The sequence below is a fragment of the Allolucifera butyrica genome (genome assembly GCF_900476375.1).
Lineage (GTDB): Bacteria > Bacillota > Negativicutes > Sporomusales > UPPP01 > Lucifera > Lucifera butyrica.
Window position 1 is genome coordinate 142,891 of record NZ_UPPP01000083.1, and the last position, 13,341, is coordinate 156,231.

Sequence of the window (13,341 nt, forward strand, 5' to 3'; positions counted from 1 at the left end):
AACACCCGTTAGACTCACAACATGCCTTTCGGAAACTACCTGTTTGTAAGCAAAATGAAACATTTTATCCATACACTTCTATTTTAACACAAAAAGTTACAAAAAAAGCTAAGAAAAAAACCGCTAACGCGGTTTTTTAATTCAAATCTTGCCCAGCAGTTCTTTAACCTTACCGGAACATTGCTCAATAGCAAAAAACTCAATTTCCCCGCTTCGTCTCACTTTAACTTCCACTTTTCCTTCCTGCAACGTCTTGGGGCCAATTATGACCCGTAACGGGTAGCCAATTAAATCGGCATCCTTAAACTTTACTCCCGGACGTTCATTGCGGTCATCCAGTATCGTTTCCACGCCGGCGGCGCTCAACTCTCCGTATATCTTCTCCGCCAGCGCCATTTGCGCCGCATCTTTGGCGTTAACCGGCACCACAATCACCTGATACGGTGCAATCGGAACCGGCCAGATAATCCCATTCTCATCATGATTCTGTTCAATAGCGGCCGCCATGGTCCGGCTTACTCCCACGCCGTAACAGCCCATGACCATGGGTGCTTCTTTGCCATTTTCATCGAGATAAACCGCATTGAGAGCCTGACTATATTTCGTATGAAGCTTAAACACCTGGCCCACTTCAATGCCTCTTGCCGTTTTCACCGGCGCACCGCAGCGAGGACAGGGGTCATTCTCCTGGATCAGGCGGATATCGGCCACTATGGCCGGTTGAATGTCCCGTTGCGGCTGAACATGCAGATAATGCACATCCTGGCTATTGGCACCGCACACGGCATCCCGCATCAGCATAACCGTATGGTCGGCAACAACCGTTACATTTTGGGCCTTGACCGGTCCCAAAAATCCGGCACAGCTTTCCAACACTTCGGCAATGACCGCTTCATTCGCCAATTCCAAATATAAACAGTCCAATTTATTTTTCAGTTTGATTTCATTTACCTCATGGTCGCCCCGTACCAAAGCTAAAACGGGCCCTTTATCCGTTTGATAAGCGATTGTTTTAATGATCCGGGTAGCATCCATACCCAAAAACCGGGTTACCTCTTTTATTGATTTCATATTCGGTGTTGCAACCCGTTCCAAGGGCAATACCGCCGTACCGTCCGCCTCTACCTCTATTGCCTGTAATTCCGCCTTTTCCACGTTAGCGGCATAATCACAAGCCGAACAAAAGGCAATCGCCGCTTCACCGGAATCGGCAATAACCATAAATTCGTGCGAACCGCTGCCGCCGATTGCGCCGGAATCCGCTTCTACCGGCCGGAACTCGAGTCCGCAGCGGGAGAAGATACGGCTATAGGCGTCATACATCTTATTATAACTTTCGTCCAAACCCGCTTCGTCCCGGTCAAAAGAATACAAATCTTTCATAATAAATTCCCGTCCGCGCATTAATCCAAAACGGGGCCGAATCTCATCGCGGTATTTATTCTGAATTTGATATAATAACAACGGTAATTGCCGGTATGAGCGAACATCGGAACGCACCAGGGTCGTAATCATTTCCTCATGTGTGGGTCCCAGACAGAAATTCCGGCTATGACGGTCACGGAGCCGGAACATTTCCTCGCCATATACATCCCAACGGCCTGTTTCCTGCCACATTTCCGCCGGCTGAATAATCGGCATCAGCAACTCTTGCCCGCCCTTGGCATCCATCTCTTCTCTTACAATAGCTTCAATTTTTTTTAATACTTTCCAGGCAAGCGGCAAATAGGTATAGACTCCGCCAGCTGCCTTACGAATCATACCGGCCCGCAACATTAACTGATGACTAACGACTTCCGCTTCGGCGGGAGTTTCCCGCAATGTGGGCGCATATAACTGGGACACACGCATATTCTAGTTTTCCTCCTCAACTATTTTATCGATTTCCCTAAACAATGCTGCTAATAAATCCTCTTCCGGGACTTTTTGAATCACTTCGCCCTTGCGAAAGATCAGGCCCTGCCCTTTACCGCCGGCGATCCCAATATCGGCTTCCTTCGCTTCACCGGGTCCGTTGACAACACACCCCATAACCGCCACTTTGATCGGTTTTTTTATCTGGTTTAGTTTTTCTTCCACTTTTTGCGCCAAAAAGATTAAATCCACACTCGTTCGGCCGCAAGTAGGGCAGGAAATTAATGTTGGGCCATATTCCTTAAGGCCCAGTGATTTTAAAATTTCATTACCGGCCCGTACTTCTTCCACTGGGTCACCGGTCAAAGAAACCCGGATCGTATCGCCGATACCTTCTGCTAAAAGAGCACCAATCCCTACAGCCGATTTAATGATACCGGATTTCACCGTACCGGCCTCGGTAATTCCCAAATGCAACGGATAGTCAACAACCTCCGACATCAGTTCATAAGCCCGGATGGTCATCGATACATTATGTGCTTTTAAGGATATCTTAATATCAAAAAAGTCAAGTCTTTCTAATATATTAACATGGTTCATGGCGCTTTCCACCATGGCTTCCGGCGTAGGATGCCCGCCATGCCTGGCTAATACAGCCTTATCCAATGAACCGGCATTTACGCCGATCCGGATAGGAATCCGTTTCTTTTTAGCCTCTTTTACGACAGCAGCAACCTGTTCCACATCGCCGATATTGCCCGGATTCAAACGCAGAGCGTCAATTCCCCGCTCAATGGCCGACAAAGCCAGCCGGTAATCAAAATGAATGTCTGCCACCAGCGGTACGGTCACAAGTTCTTTTATCTTTTCCACCGCCAGAGCGGCAGCCATATCCGGAACAGCGATTCGGACAATATCGCAGCCGGCGGCGGCCAGACGTTGAATCTGCGCCGCTGTGGCGGTAATATCATCTGTTTTCGTATTGGTCATGGACTGTACCGAAATCGGTGCTGCCCCGCCGACAGTTACCGTACCGATCCGGATGGGACACGTCTTTCTTCTTTCCATAAGCTCACTCTTTCACTCGCTTGATTTAGAATAATTTTAGCCGGTTAATATCTTTAAAAGTAGCCATAATCATCAACAACATTAGAAGTATAAACCCAATCATTTGAATAAACTGCATTTTATTGCGTCCCAACGGTTTTCCCCGTAGGCCTTCCACCGCCAATGTAACAACGTAACCGCCATCCAGTACCGGAACCGGCAATAAATTGATCAACCCCAGATTAATACTAAGAAACGCGGCAAATTGCAATAAAGGAATGATCCCTAACTGGGCAACTTGCCCTGCCATTTGGGCAACCCCGATCGGACCGGCTACTTCGGCGGCAATTTTTCCGGTAATCATTTGCACAATCCCCGTCACCATACTAACCGCTATTAAATAAGTCTGTTTCACGGATAGACCCGCAGCCTCGATTACATTGGGATGATAATTTTCAATTTTCGGCATAACCCCGATAATACCGCGATTCATTTGGTTGTCATATTCAGGCATAACCGTCGTCTTTTGTTGCGTCCCATCGCGCCGATAGATAACTTCCAGCTTTTTACCGGCATTACTTTGAATGATATTGACCAAATCCCGCCAGGAACCAACGCTGTAACCATTAATGGCTTCAATATGGTCACCAGGCATAAGACCGGCCTGGGCAGCCGGCTTCTCGGCAAATATTTTGCCGAGAATCGGTTCCGTCGAAGGGGTATCAACACCCGCACTAAGAAAAATAATCATAAATAAGGCGATCGGTAATAAGAAATTCATAAAAGAACCGGCAATAATTACCAGTATACGCGCCCAAATTGGTTTGGCATTAAACGATTTTTCATCTTGTTCTTCATCCGGGTCCATGCCGGCGATTTTATTAAAGCCACCTAACGGAATCATGCGCAAGGAATAAACCGTTTCCCCCGACTTATAACTAAACACCTTAGGCCCAAAACCGATAGCAAATTCATCAACCCGCATACCGACTGATTTAGCAGATAAAAAATGGCCCAATTCATGAAAAAAGATCAACAATCCAAACACAAAAACGGTAGCAACCACCGTAACTGTCAAATCCATTCACCGCCTTCCGAATATCTATTTCCTATGGTTATAATCGTTGGAAATAATTTGCGTTGCATATTGACGGGCCCAGGAGTCGGCTTTTAATAAATCCTCCAGGCAGGGCTCAGTAAGTCGTTGATGCCCGTTGATTGTTTGTTTTATAACGTCAGCAATATCCAGAAAACCAATTTGGTTATTTAAAAAAGCATATACGGCAATTTCATTCGCAGCATTAAAAACACAAGGCATGGATCCGCCGGCCCGTCCGGCAGCAACGGCACCCCTTAATGCTTCAAATGTATCCGTATCAGGCTTTTCAAATGTCAGTTTATTGAAAGCGGTAAAATCCAATTTAGGATAACCGGCCGGCCAACGCTCAGGATAACTGAAGGCGTATTGGATCGGCAGCCGCATATCCGGCATTCCCATTTGCGCCATGACACTGCCGTCACAAAACTCGACCATGGAGTGTATAATGCTCTGAGGATGGACAATCACTTCAATCTGCTCGTAAGGAATGTTATAAAGCCAATGAGCTTCCATCACTTCTAAGCCTTTATTAGCTAACGTAGCTGAATCAACGGTAATCTTGCGGCCCATAGACCAGTTGGGATGTTTAAGACAATCACTCACGGTAACCGCCTTTAACTGCTGTTGCTTCATTCCCCGGAAAGGCCCGCCTGATGCGGTGATAATCAGACGCCGGACTGTTTTCCTGTCTTCCCCTTGTAAACACTGAAAAATAGCGCTATGCTCGCTATCAACGGGAAGAATCGGAACGCCCTTTTTTTGGGCTAAAGACATAACCAGTTCTCCGGCAGCCACTAAAGTCTCTTTATTAGCCAGGGCAATCGCTTTTCCGGCTTCAATCGCCGCCAGAGTCGGTTTCAGTCCGGAAAACCCGACCAAAGCGGTCAAGACGGTTCCAACCTTCTCATGAGTAGCAGCCGCCATAAGTCCGTCTTCCCCTGATAAAATACGGGTGGCTCCATGGTAACGCCGGACCAGCCGGCCGGCAGCTTCGCCGTCAACCAGAACAGCAAGCTCAGGCTTAAATAACCGAATTTGCTCTTCCAGTAATTGGTCATTTTGATAGGCTGCCAATGCCGTTACGCTGAATTTTTCCCGATTGGCGGCAATCACCGCCAACGCTTGTGTGCCAATTGAACCGGTACTGCCTAAAATAGCAACATGCTGCATCTGTTTTCTCCTTTAACTCACACTACCGTAGCATAAAATAATATGTATAATAATATACAAACGGTACGACAAATAAAATACTGTCAAAACGGTCCAGAACACCCCCATGTCCCGGTAATAACCGTCCTGAATCTTTAACACCGGTAAAACGTTTAATGGCGGATTCCGCCAAATCTCCCAAGGGTGCTATAATACCAACTAATCCGCCAATAATTATACCATGAAATGTTGATATTTGAAATAAATAGGTAATTCCGGCAACCGCCATAATGCTGCCGACCACCCCTCCTAATACACCCTCCACTGTTTTCCCCGGGCTTATGTTTGGACATAATTTATGTTTTCCCCATTGCGAACCAACCAAATAGGCCATGGAATCACTGGCCCAAGTGCCAATAAACGGCAACCACAGATAGGCCGCTCCGGCCGGCAATTTTCCCCATAATGTCGTAATATACCCTGAGTCAATCGACCTTAAAAGTAATAAATAAGAAAAGGTCAATCCTACATACAGAATACCCATAATCATAAAAGCGGCATGTACCACCGAAAATTTAACGCCCGCAAAAATGATTCTCATAAAGGTAATTAGTACACTCAATAAAATAATTGTTTGTATTTCGGCGGGATTTCCCCACCAGGCACATGCCAAAAGCAAGATAATTCCCGCTATTCCCATTCCGTAAGGCAAATCAATATTTTTATGGCGCAGCATAGCGGTAAATTCATACCAGGCAAGAGAGGCAAGCGCAAGTACGGTCAGAAAAAACGGCCAGTCACCCAGATTAATAACATACATAGCAAACGGTATGCCAACTGCCGCTGTGAATACGCGTTTTACAAGCATCTGGTCACCCACTTCATAACCTTATTATTTTAACCCGCCGAATCTTCGTTCACGCTGTTGAAAATCAACGACCGCCTGAATCAAATGTTCCGGTTTAAAATCAGGCCAGTTAAGCGTTGTAAACCATAACTCGGCATAGGCTATTTGCCAAAGTAAATAATTGCTAATCCGTAAATCCCCGCTGGGACGGATCAGTAAATCGGGGTCAGGCAAGTCTGACGTATATAAATGCTGCTGGATTACTGATTCATCAATTTGTTCCGGCGTTAATTCCCCGGCAGCTATTTTCCGGGAAATTCCTTGCACAGCCTGCGTAATTTCGGCCCGGCTCCCATAGTTTACGGCCAGATTTAAGATTAATCCGTTATTATTTCGCGTGCGCACCTGCGCCTGGGCAATTTTATGTTGCAAATTAACAGCTAATTCATTAATTTTACCGATGAATCGAATTTGCACTTGATTACGGTGGAGCTCTTCAATTTCATTATCCAGATAGTCCGACAAAAGGCTCATCAATAAACCGACTTCATCAGCCGGTCTTTTCCAATTTTCCGTTGAAAATGCGTAGGCCGTTAGCACTGCCACCCCCAGTTCCGATGCCGTTTTAACGATATCCCGCAATGTTTCTGCACCGGCACGGTGTCCGAATGTGCGGGGCAAACCCCGTTTTTGAGCCCATCTTCCATTACCGTCCATAATAAGGGCAATATGCCGGGGAATCTTCGTAAAATCAATGGTGTCATATAAGGATTTTGGGGCGTCATCAACAGTGTTTTTACCGAACCACTTTTTCCACACACTCAAACCTCCAAATAAGAAAGTAGATACTGCTCTCTGCAAGGATAAACCCCCTCTTGCGAGGGGGTTTCAATCATGGAGCCTTAATAGCACCAACCGGGCAAACCGCCGCACAGGCACCGCACTCAACACATTCATCGGTAATTTCATATGTAGGACTGCCTTCTTTAATCGCGCCAACCGGGCAAGTGGCGGCACAAGTGCCACAAGCAACGCACTCATCGATAATTTTATAAGCCATGGTTTACAACACCTCCTTTCTCATTTTCGCAGCGGCTACCAAATGATAGGTCCCTTCCCTATCAATTTGCTGCTTAATAACATATAAACAATTTTCATTGACTGCTAAATAGTTTCGTGGCGGCCGGGTTACTACAATGGTATACCGCAATCCCCGGGCTTCCAGCCGGGCCGTTACTGCCGCCAGCGGTTGAGCAAGAGTATCCACGGCTACACTTCCATAATTTCTTTTTCTTTGGCTGCCATAATCTTATCAATTTCTTTAATATATTTATCCGTTAACTTTTGCATTTCTTCCTGAGCTTTTTTAGCTTCATCTTCGGATATAACTTTCTCTTTTTCCGATTTTTTTATAGCATCATTGGCATCGCGACGCAAGTTGCGAATCGCGACTCTTTCCTCTTCCGCTTTTTTGTGAACAACTTTTACCAATTCCGTTCGCCGTTCTTGCGTCAGCTGCGGTATGGATAAGCGGATTACCACCCCGTCACTGTTGGGCGAAAGACCAATATCCGATTTTAGAATCGCCTTTTCCAGCGGTCCCAGCATTGTCTTTTCCCATGGCTGAATCACAATCATCCGCGGTTCCGGCACCGAGATATTTGCTACTTGATTGACCAGAGTCGGCGTCCCATAATAATCGACCATAATTTTATCCAATAAAGACGGAGTCGCCCTGCCGGCGCGTAATGTCCCATATTCCTTACGTAGGACATCCAGCGCTTTTTTCATCTTTTCCTCATGCATCATATAAATCTCTTTAACCGTCACGTTTTATCCCTCCCACTATTGTACCAATATCTTTTCCAAGGGCAGCCTGCATTATATTACCCGGTTCATCGATACTAAAAACGATAATGGGGATTTTATTGTCCATGCACAGGGAAGTTGCTGTCGAATCCATGACTCCCAAGCCTCTTTTTAAAACCTCAATATACTCTAATTCTTTAAATTTTTTCGCATCGGGATTGTAACGTGGGTCAGAATCATAGACTCCGTCGGTATTTTTTTTAGCCATTAGGATTACATCCGCTTCAATTTCAGCCGCACGCAGCGCAGCGGTTGTATCCGTTGAAAAATAAGGATTTCCCGTACCGGCAGCAAAAATAACTACGCGCCCCTTTTCCAGATGACGAATCGCCCGGCGGCGGATATACGGTTCGGCAATTTGCCGCATTTCAATCGCCGTTTGCACCCGGGTGTTTACACTGTAGTTTTCCAGGGCATCCTGTAAGGCCAGGGAATTCATTACCGTAGCCAACATACCCATATAGTCTGCGGTCGCCCGGTCCATCCCCTTGGCGCTTCCTGCCATTCCCCGCCAAATGTTTCCTCCTCCGACGACAATGGCCATTTCAATTCCGGTACTTTGCGTCTCTTTTATCTGCCGGGCAATCGAATCCACAATAACCGGATCAATGCCATATCCTTTGGTTCCGGCCAGAGCTTCGCCGCTCAGTTTTAAAACCACGCGTTTAAATTTAGCGACGTCCAAAAACAAAACCTCCATTCTCAATCATTTTCTACATTGTGGAAATGAATCCTTTATTTACGGGTTCAAATTTTAAAATAACAAATCGGCATCATGTATAGTTTTGTCGGCCAGGCCGGCCAATCATGCTAGAAAATAAGAGAACACAGTAGTGTTCTCTTATTTTTTAACAGCAGCCATAACTTCAGCGGCAAAATCACTGGATTTTTTGGTTAATCCTTCGCCAAGCTGATATCTGGTAAATCTTCTAACCGAAATATTCTCACCAATTTTTACAATACTGTCGTTAATTACCTGGGTAATCGTCTTATCCGGATCTTTTATGAACGGCTGCTCCATAAGACAAATTTCTTTATAGAATTTTTCCACCCGGCCGGTGATCATTTTCTCAACAATATTTGCCGGTTTTCCTTCATTTAAAGCTTGAGCCCGCAAGACTTCCTTCTCATGTTCCAAAACTTCCGCCGCAACTTCCTCGCGCCGGACAAAGCTGGGATTTGCCGCCGCCACTTGCATGGCAATATCTTTGGCTAATGCTTTAAAAGCATCCGTTTTAGCAACAAAATCGGTCTCACAATTTAATTCCAGCAATACGCCAATCCGGCCGCCACCGTGTATGTAAGCCTCGACTACGCCCTCGGCCGCAATCCGGCCGGCTTTTTTAGCGGCAGCTGCCAATCCTTTTTCCCGTAAAAAATCTACCGCTTTTTCCATATCGCCCTTGGTTTCGGTTAACGCCTTTTTGCAGTCCATCATTCCCGCACCGGTACGTTCCCGCAATTCTTTCACCATTTCCGCCGTTACCATCTTTATCCTCCTGTCTACTATTAAAGGTAAGGGGGCGCACTGCTGCTCACCCCTTACCTTTATTTTCAAATATCCGAACTACTCGCTAGCAGCAACCAGTTGTTCCCCTTGACGACCTTCCAAAACGGCATCCGCCATTTTGCCGGTAAGAAGCTTAACGGCCCGGATGGCATCATCGTTACCAGGAATCACATAATCAATCTCGTCAGGATCACAATTCGTATCGACAATAGCGACAATAGGAATTCCCAACTTACGCGCTTCAGCCACTGCAATCCGTTCCTTGCGCGGATCAATTACAAACAAAGCGCCCGGCAGTTTATTCATATTCTTTATGCCGCCCAGAAATTTCTGCAGGCGGTCCATTTCATGCCGCAAAGCAATGACTTCCTTTTTCGGCAATACGTCAAAAACACCGTTGGCTTCCATTCCCTCCAGTTCCCGCAAGCGGTTAATGCGCTTTTGGATTGTCTGGAAATTAGTCAACATGCCGCCCAGCCATCTTTCGTTGACAAAAAACATTTCAGAACGAAGGGCTTCCTCTTTTACTGCGTCCTGAGCCTGCTTTTTAGTACCGACGAACAGCAGGGTCTGTCCTTGCTCGGCAAGTTCGCGCACAAAATTATACGCTTCCTCCACCTTTTTTACTGTTTTCTGTAAGTCAATAATGTAGATACCATTCCGCTCCGTAAAAATATAGGGAGCCATTTTAGGGTTCCATCTTCTGGTCTGATGACCAAAATGCACACCAGCTTCTAAAAGCTGTTTCATTGATATGACTGACATACCGTCACCTCCTGTTAATTTACCGCCGCTAATCGCACTTTTTGCCACCACCAAAACGGCACAGGGACAAAATTGACCAGCGTGTGGATTTATACCAAAAGAAGTATAGCATATATTGGTTCCTAGAACAAGTCAATTATCATAATTAGTATCCATATTTTTATATTTTTTATGCAATTGGAGAACTAATAAGACTTCCCCTTTTCCCATACCGGTTTCCTTGGCAATTTCCGTAACGGAATATCCCTGGTCAGCCAATTGCAAAATTAAGCGATGTTTATCATTATTTAAGGGTTCCCCGGATCGCATTTCGGTCTCCTCTGCTATCCTTTCCCCGTTATCTGCCGATTTTTCATTTTTAAGCTGTCTGGCCAGCATTTCCGCTTCCTGGTAAGCAGTAACCGGATACTTCCCGGCGGGAAAAACCGCTGTTTGCTCAGCCGGTTCGCCGGCTTCCGGAACAGCACTTAAATTGCCCGTCCGATTCTCTAATTGGGCAATGCGACAATCGGCTTCATGCAGTAGATATTCCAAATGATTAATCTTTTCTTCCAGCCTGGTTAAAATAATGTCCGCCGTTTCCTCCAGCCTGGTTTGCAGCTCATTCGTTGGCGTTGCAGCATTCAACGAAAACAAATTGATTAGCATTTTACGTTTATAAATTATAAAATAAACTAGAAAAAAAAGACTAATAACCAGAACAACCATTTCCGTAAACACTGGTTCACCTCATTTCTTCTGTAACACCGTATTGTTCCAGTACATTCATATTATATATCATTACTTAAATGAACCGATTTTTATTTCTCCGTCTTCGGCGTGCAGAGAAACGAATTTTAAGGGTTCCCGGATCGGTTTTATCTGGGTGCCGATAACAATTTTAGTACCGGGATAAATCGTCTCGGCCACTCGAATCCGGCCGTATTTCATTTCTTCAAAAGCAAGTTCGATTTCCATCGTCCGGTTGCGCATGGCTTCGGTCTGACCGACTAAGTGAAATTGGGATTTCGTTAGCTTTAAGAGCATCTCCTGTTTTTCTTTCGGCAGTTTACTTTGTTCCGTATTCCGTAAAATGGCTAAGGCTTTTTGAGTTTGTTCCAGGGTAAACTGCGCTTTTTTCATTTCTTGGCGAATCTGTTGATATTCTTCCCGCAATTCCGGATTAACCCCTACTTCCAGGTCGGTATTTACCGCCATATGGGTCCCCACCATTTTTGCCCTGATTTCTTCCCCGGCCATCACTTTTCCCCCGGCAATTAAGCCTCGCCGCCCTTCGACAATAACCTTTTTGCCGGCATTAATCCGGCTATGTAATATCACTTCATTCACAATAACATCCCGCCCGGCGTAAACAGTCGCATTTTCAATAAATTTGGCAACAACATCCTCTACCGCCCGGATGGAGCCGGATTGCATTCCCTGCACTCCCATTCTTACGACAACCGTTTTCCCCGTCACGGTCCCCCCGCTTACAGTCCCGTAGATTTCCACATTTCCTTCCGCTTTAATGGTAAAGCCGGCCTGAACGGAACCACGGACGACAACATTACCGACGAATTCAATATTGCCTGTGGATAAATCCACATCGCCCTTAATTTCAATGACGGGAATCACATTAATCTTGTTGTTGACGATCACAACCTGACCCGGCATTAGAGCCACAATGTCTTTTTGCTCCGTCATTTCCACATTTTTACCCAGCGGCGGCAAAATATCCTTGCCAACTTTAGCGGCAACAGGCTGTCCCAAAACATCAATCCCGTCAACTCCGGGCGCCGGAGAAACTTTTTGGGCAATCGTTTCACCCTGACGGACAGTAATAAACATATTTAAATTTTTAAAATCAACTTTACCGCTGCCATCGTCCAGTTCGACCGGACGTCCCTTATTTTCCCGGTCAATATAATAATGAATATACCCGTCTTTCCCGTTAACAGGCTGTTGTCCCCGGGCAAAAACAATCCTTACACCAGGCCGTTCCAGGGCTTTTTGCAGTAATGATTCATCAATACCGTAGGTCACGCCGGAGTTCTTAATCTTTTCTTGTACTTCTTCCAGGGAAACTTTCCGGCAACCTTTCGGCATGTCAATTTGAATGGAAGCTTCCATCCGGTCGCGGGCTACTAAAATTTGAAATTCCGGTTCCGGCGCCGGCCCCGGGGGTTCCGCGATTTTTATTTCCGTTCCCGCGGCGTCCCGGATAACCCGAATCAACGCAGAATATTCAAAATTTTCCACTTCCCGGTTTCTTAATTCCTGAATTATGCTTGCCTCTTTTACCGGGTGTCCCTGCCCTTGCGGCGGGAATACACTAAGATATACTCCCGTATCCTTGACCGATATTTGGAAATATCCGTCGAGATTGGCCGCTTGTTCCTGTATATTCTCCAAAATTCGCTCGCTGTCTGTCATAACCATAACCCCCTTAAAGGTTCAAAACAAACTTGATTTAATACGGGATAAAGCCCCCCTCAGCCGAAAAACCGCTTTGGTGTGCAGTTGGGAAATTCGCGCTTCCGATAATTTAAGTATTAAACTAATTTCCTTTAAGGTTAATCCTTCATAATAATATAAAGTCACAATCAGTCGCTCTTTTTCCGGCAATTTATCAATCGCCCGGGTCAACGTTCGCTTTATCTCCTCATCCTCAATGAATTGAGACGGATTCATGGAAACGTTGGCCGGCGTTTCTGTTTTAGTAAATTCCTCCAGAGGGATCAGCGTCGTTGCATTGAGTTGCGTAAGGAAACCATAAAACTCATGAACCGAAATCCCCAGTTCCACAGCGATTTCCTCATCCGTAGCCGAACGCCCCAGACGATGTTCCAATAAAGAAAGCGTCTGCTGATATTGACGGGCTTTATGGCGGACGGTTGCCGGAACCCAATCCTGGGCTCGAATCGCATCAAGAATCGAGCCCCGAATCCGCGTTACAGCGTAGGTTTCGAATTTAATTCCCCGCGATAAATCAAAGCGTTCCACCGCATCCAGTAAGCCAAAAAAACCATTACTAATTAAATCATCCTTGTCCACATGTTGCGGCAATCCGATAGCAATTCTGCCGGCAACCATTTTTACCAGCGGTAAATAGTGCTCGATTAGTTTTTCCCGGATTTCGGCCTTGCGAGTGGCGGTGAACTCCTGCCATAACCTATTCAGTTTTGTTGCCTGAACATCACATTTTTCTATCATCATGATTGT

At 45.8% G+C, this 13,341-nt stretch carries 15 protein-coding genes; all 15 read right to left on the minus strand.

Annotated features, from left to right (window positions below; genetic code table 11):
• Window positions 1-141 precede the first annotated feature (141 nt).
• Entirely contained in the window at window positions 142-1,851 is a 1,710-nt protein-coding gene (locus LUCIF_RS16385; protein WP_122628967.1) for a proline--tRNA ligase, read from the minus strand.
• 3 nt (window positions 1,852-1,854) lie between these two features.
• Window positions 1,855-2,922, minus strand: a complete 1,068-nt coding sequence (gene ispG / locus LUCIF_RS16390; RefSeq protein WP_122628968.1) for a flavodoxin-dependent (E)-4-hydroxy-3-methylbut-2-enyl-diphosphate synthase — start codon at window positions 2,920-2,922, stop codon at window positions 1,855-1,857.
• 25 nt (window positions 2,923-2,947) lie between these two features.
• Window positions 2,948-3,985: an RIP metalloprotease RseP gene (gene rseP / locus LUCIF_RS16395; protein ID WP_207857860.1), complete on the minus strand. Its 1,038-nt coding sequence runs from the start codon at window positions 3,983-3,985 to the stop codon at window positions 2,948-2,950.
• An 18-nt stretch (window positions 3,986-4,003) separates the two neighbouring features.
• Window positions 4,004-5,170, minus strand: a complete 1,167-nt coding sequence (locus tag LUCIF_RS16400) for a 1-deoxy-D-xylulose-5-phosphate reductoisomerase (RefSeq protein WP_122628969.1) — start codon at window positions 5,168-5,170, stop codon at window positions 4,004-4,006.
• Window positions 5,171-5,192: 22 nt separating this feature from the next.
• Complete coding sequence (locus tag LUCIF_RS16405; RefSeq protein ID WP_122628970.1) at window positions 5,193-6,017, minus strand: phosphatidate cytidylyltransferase; 825 nt, start codon at window positions 6,015-6,017, stop codon at window positions 5,193-5,195.
• A gap of 24 nt (window positions 6,018-6,041) precedes the next feature.
• Window positions 6,042-6,815 (minus strand): undecaprenyl pyrophosphate synthase, encoded by a 774-nt coding sequence (gene uppS, locus LUCIF_RS16410; RefSeq protein WP_122628971.1) that lies wholly within the window; start codon window positions 6,813-6,815, stop codon window positions 6,042-6,044.
• Between the two features lie 73 nt (window positions 6,816-6,888).
• Complete coding sequence (gene fdxA / locus LUCIF_RS16415) at window positions 6,889-7,056, minus strand: 4Fe-4S ferredoxin (protein ID WP_122628972.1); 168 nt, start codon at window positions 7,054-7,056, stop codon at window positions 6,889-6,891.
• A gap of 3 nt (window positions 7,057-7,059) precedes the next feature.
• Window positions 7,060-7,263, minus strand: a complete 204-nt coding sequence (locus LUCIF_RS16420) for a hypothetical protein (RefSeq protein WP_122628973.1) — start codon at window positions 7,261-7,263, stop codon at window positions 7,060-7,062.
• Window positions 7,264-7,265: 2 nt separating this feature from the next.
• On the minus strand, window positions 7,266-7,826 hold the full coding sequence (frr, locus tag LUCIF_RS16425; RefSeq protein WP_243638740.1) for a ribosome recycling factor: 561 nt from the start codon (window positions 7,824-7,826) through the stop codon (window positions 7,266-7,268).
• Window positions 7,816-8,565 (minus strand): UMP kinase, encoded by a 750-nt coding sequence (pyrH, locus tag LUCIF_RS16430; RefSeq protein WP_370745608.1) that lies wholly within the window; start codon window positions 8,563-8,565, stop codon window positions 7,816-7,818. The genes frr and pyrH overlap by 11 nt, the downstream gene beginning before the upstream one ends.
• A 141-nt stretch (window positions 8,566-8,706) precedes the next feature.
• Window positions 8,707-9,354, minus strand: a complete 648-nt coding sequence (tsf, locus tag LUCIF_RS16435; RefSeq protein WP_122628975.1) for a translation elongation factor Ts — start codon at window positions 9,352-9,354, stop codon at window positions 8,707-8,709.
• Between the two features lie 78 nt (window positions 9,355-9,432).
• On the minus strand, window positions 9,433-10,140 hold the full coding sequence (gene rpsB / locus LUCIF_RS16440) for a 30S ribosomal protein S2 (protein WP_122628976.1): 708 nt from the start codon (window positions 10,138-10,140) through the stop codon (window positions 9,433-9,435).
• 132 nt (window positions 10,141-10,272) lie between these two features.
• Window positions 10,273-10,860 (minus strand): DUF6115 domain-containing protein, encoded by a 588-nt coding sequence (locus LUCIF_RS16445; protein ID WP_122628977.1) that lies wholly within the window; start codon window positions 10,858-10,860, stop codon window positions 10,273-10,275.
• Between the two features lie 60 nt (window positions 10,861-10,920).
• The gene (locus LUCIF_RS16450) at window positions 10,921-12,552 is read right to left on the minus strand and encodes a flagellar assembly protein A (protein WP_122628978.1); all 1,632 of its coding nucleotides are present in this window, start codon (window positions 12,550-12,552) and stop codon (window positions 10,921-10,923) included.
• Window positions 12,553-12,573: 21 nt separating this feature from the next.
• Window positions 12,574-13,335 (minus strand): FliA/WhiG family RNA polymerase sigma factor, encoded by a 762-nt coding sequence (locus LUCIF_RS16455; protein WP_207857871.1) that lies wholly within the window; start codon window positions 13,333-13,335, stop codon window positions 12,574-12,576.
• Window positions 13,336-13,341 lie beyond the last annotated feature (6 nt).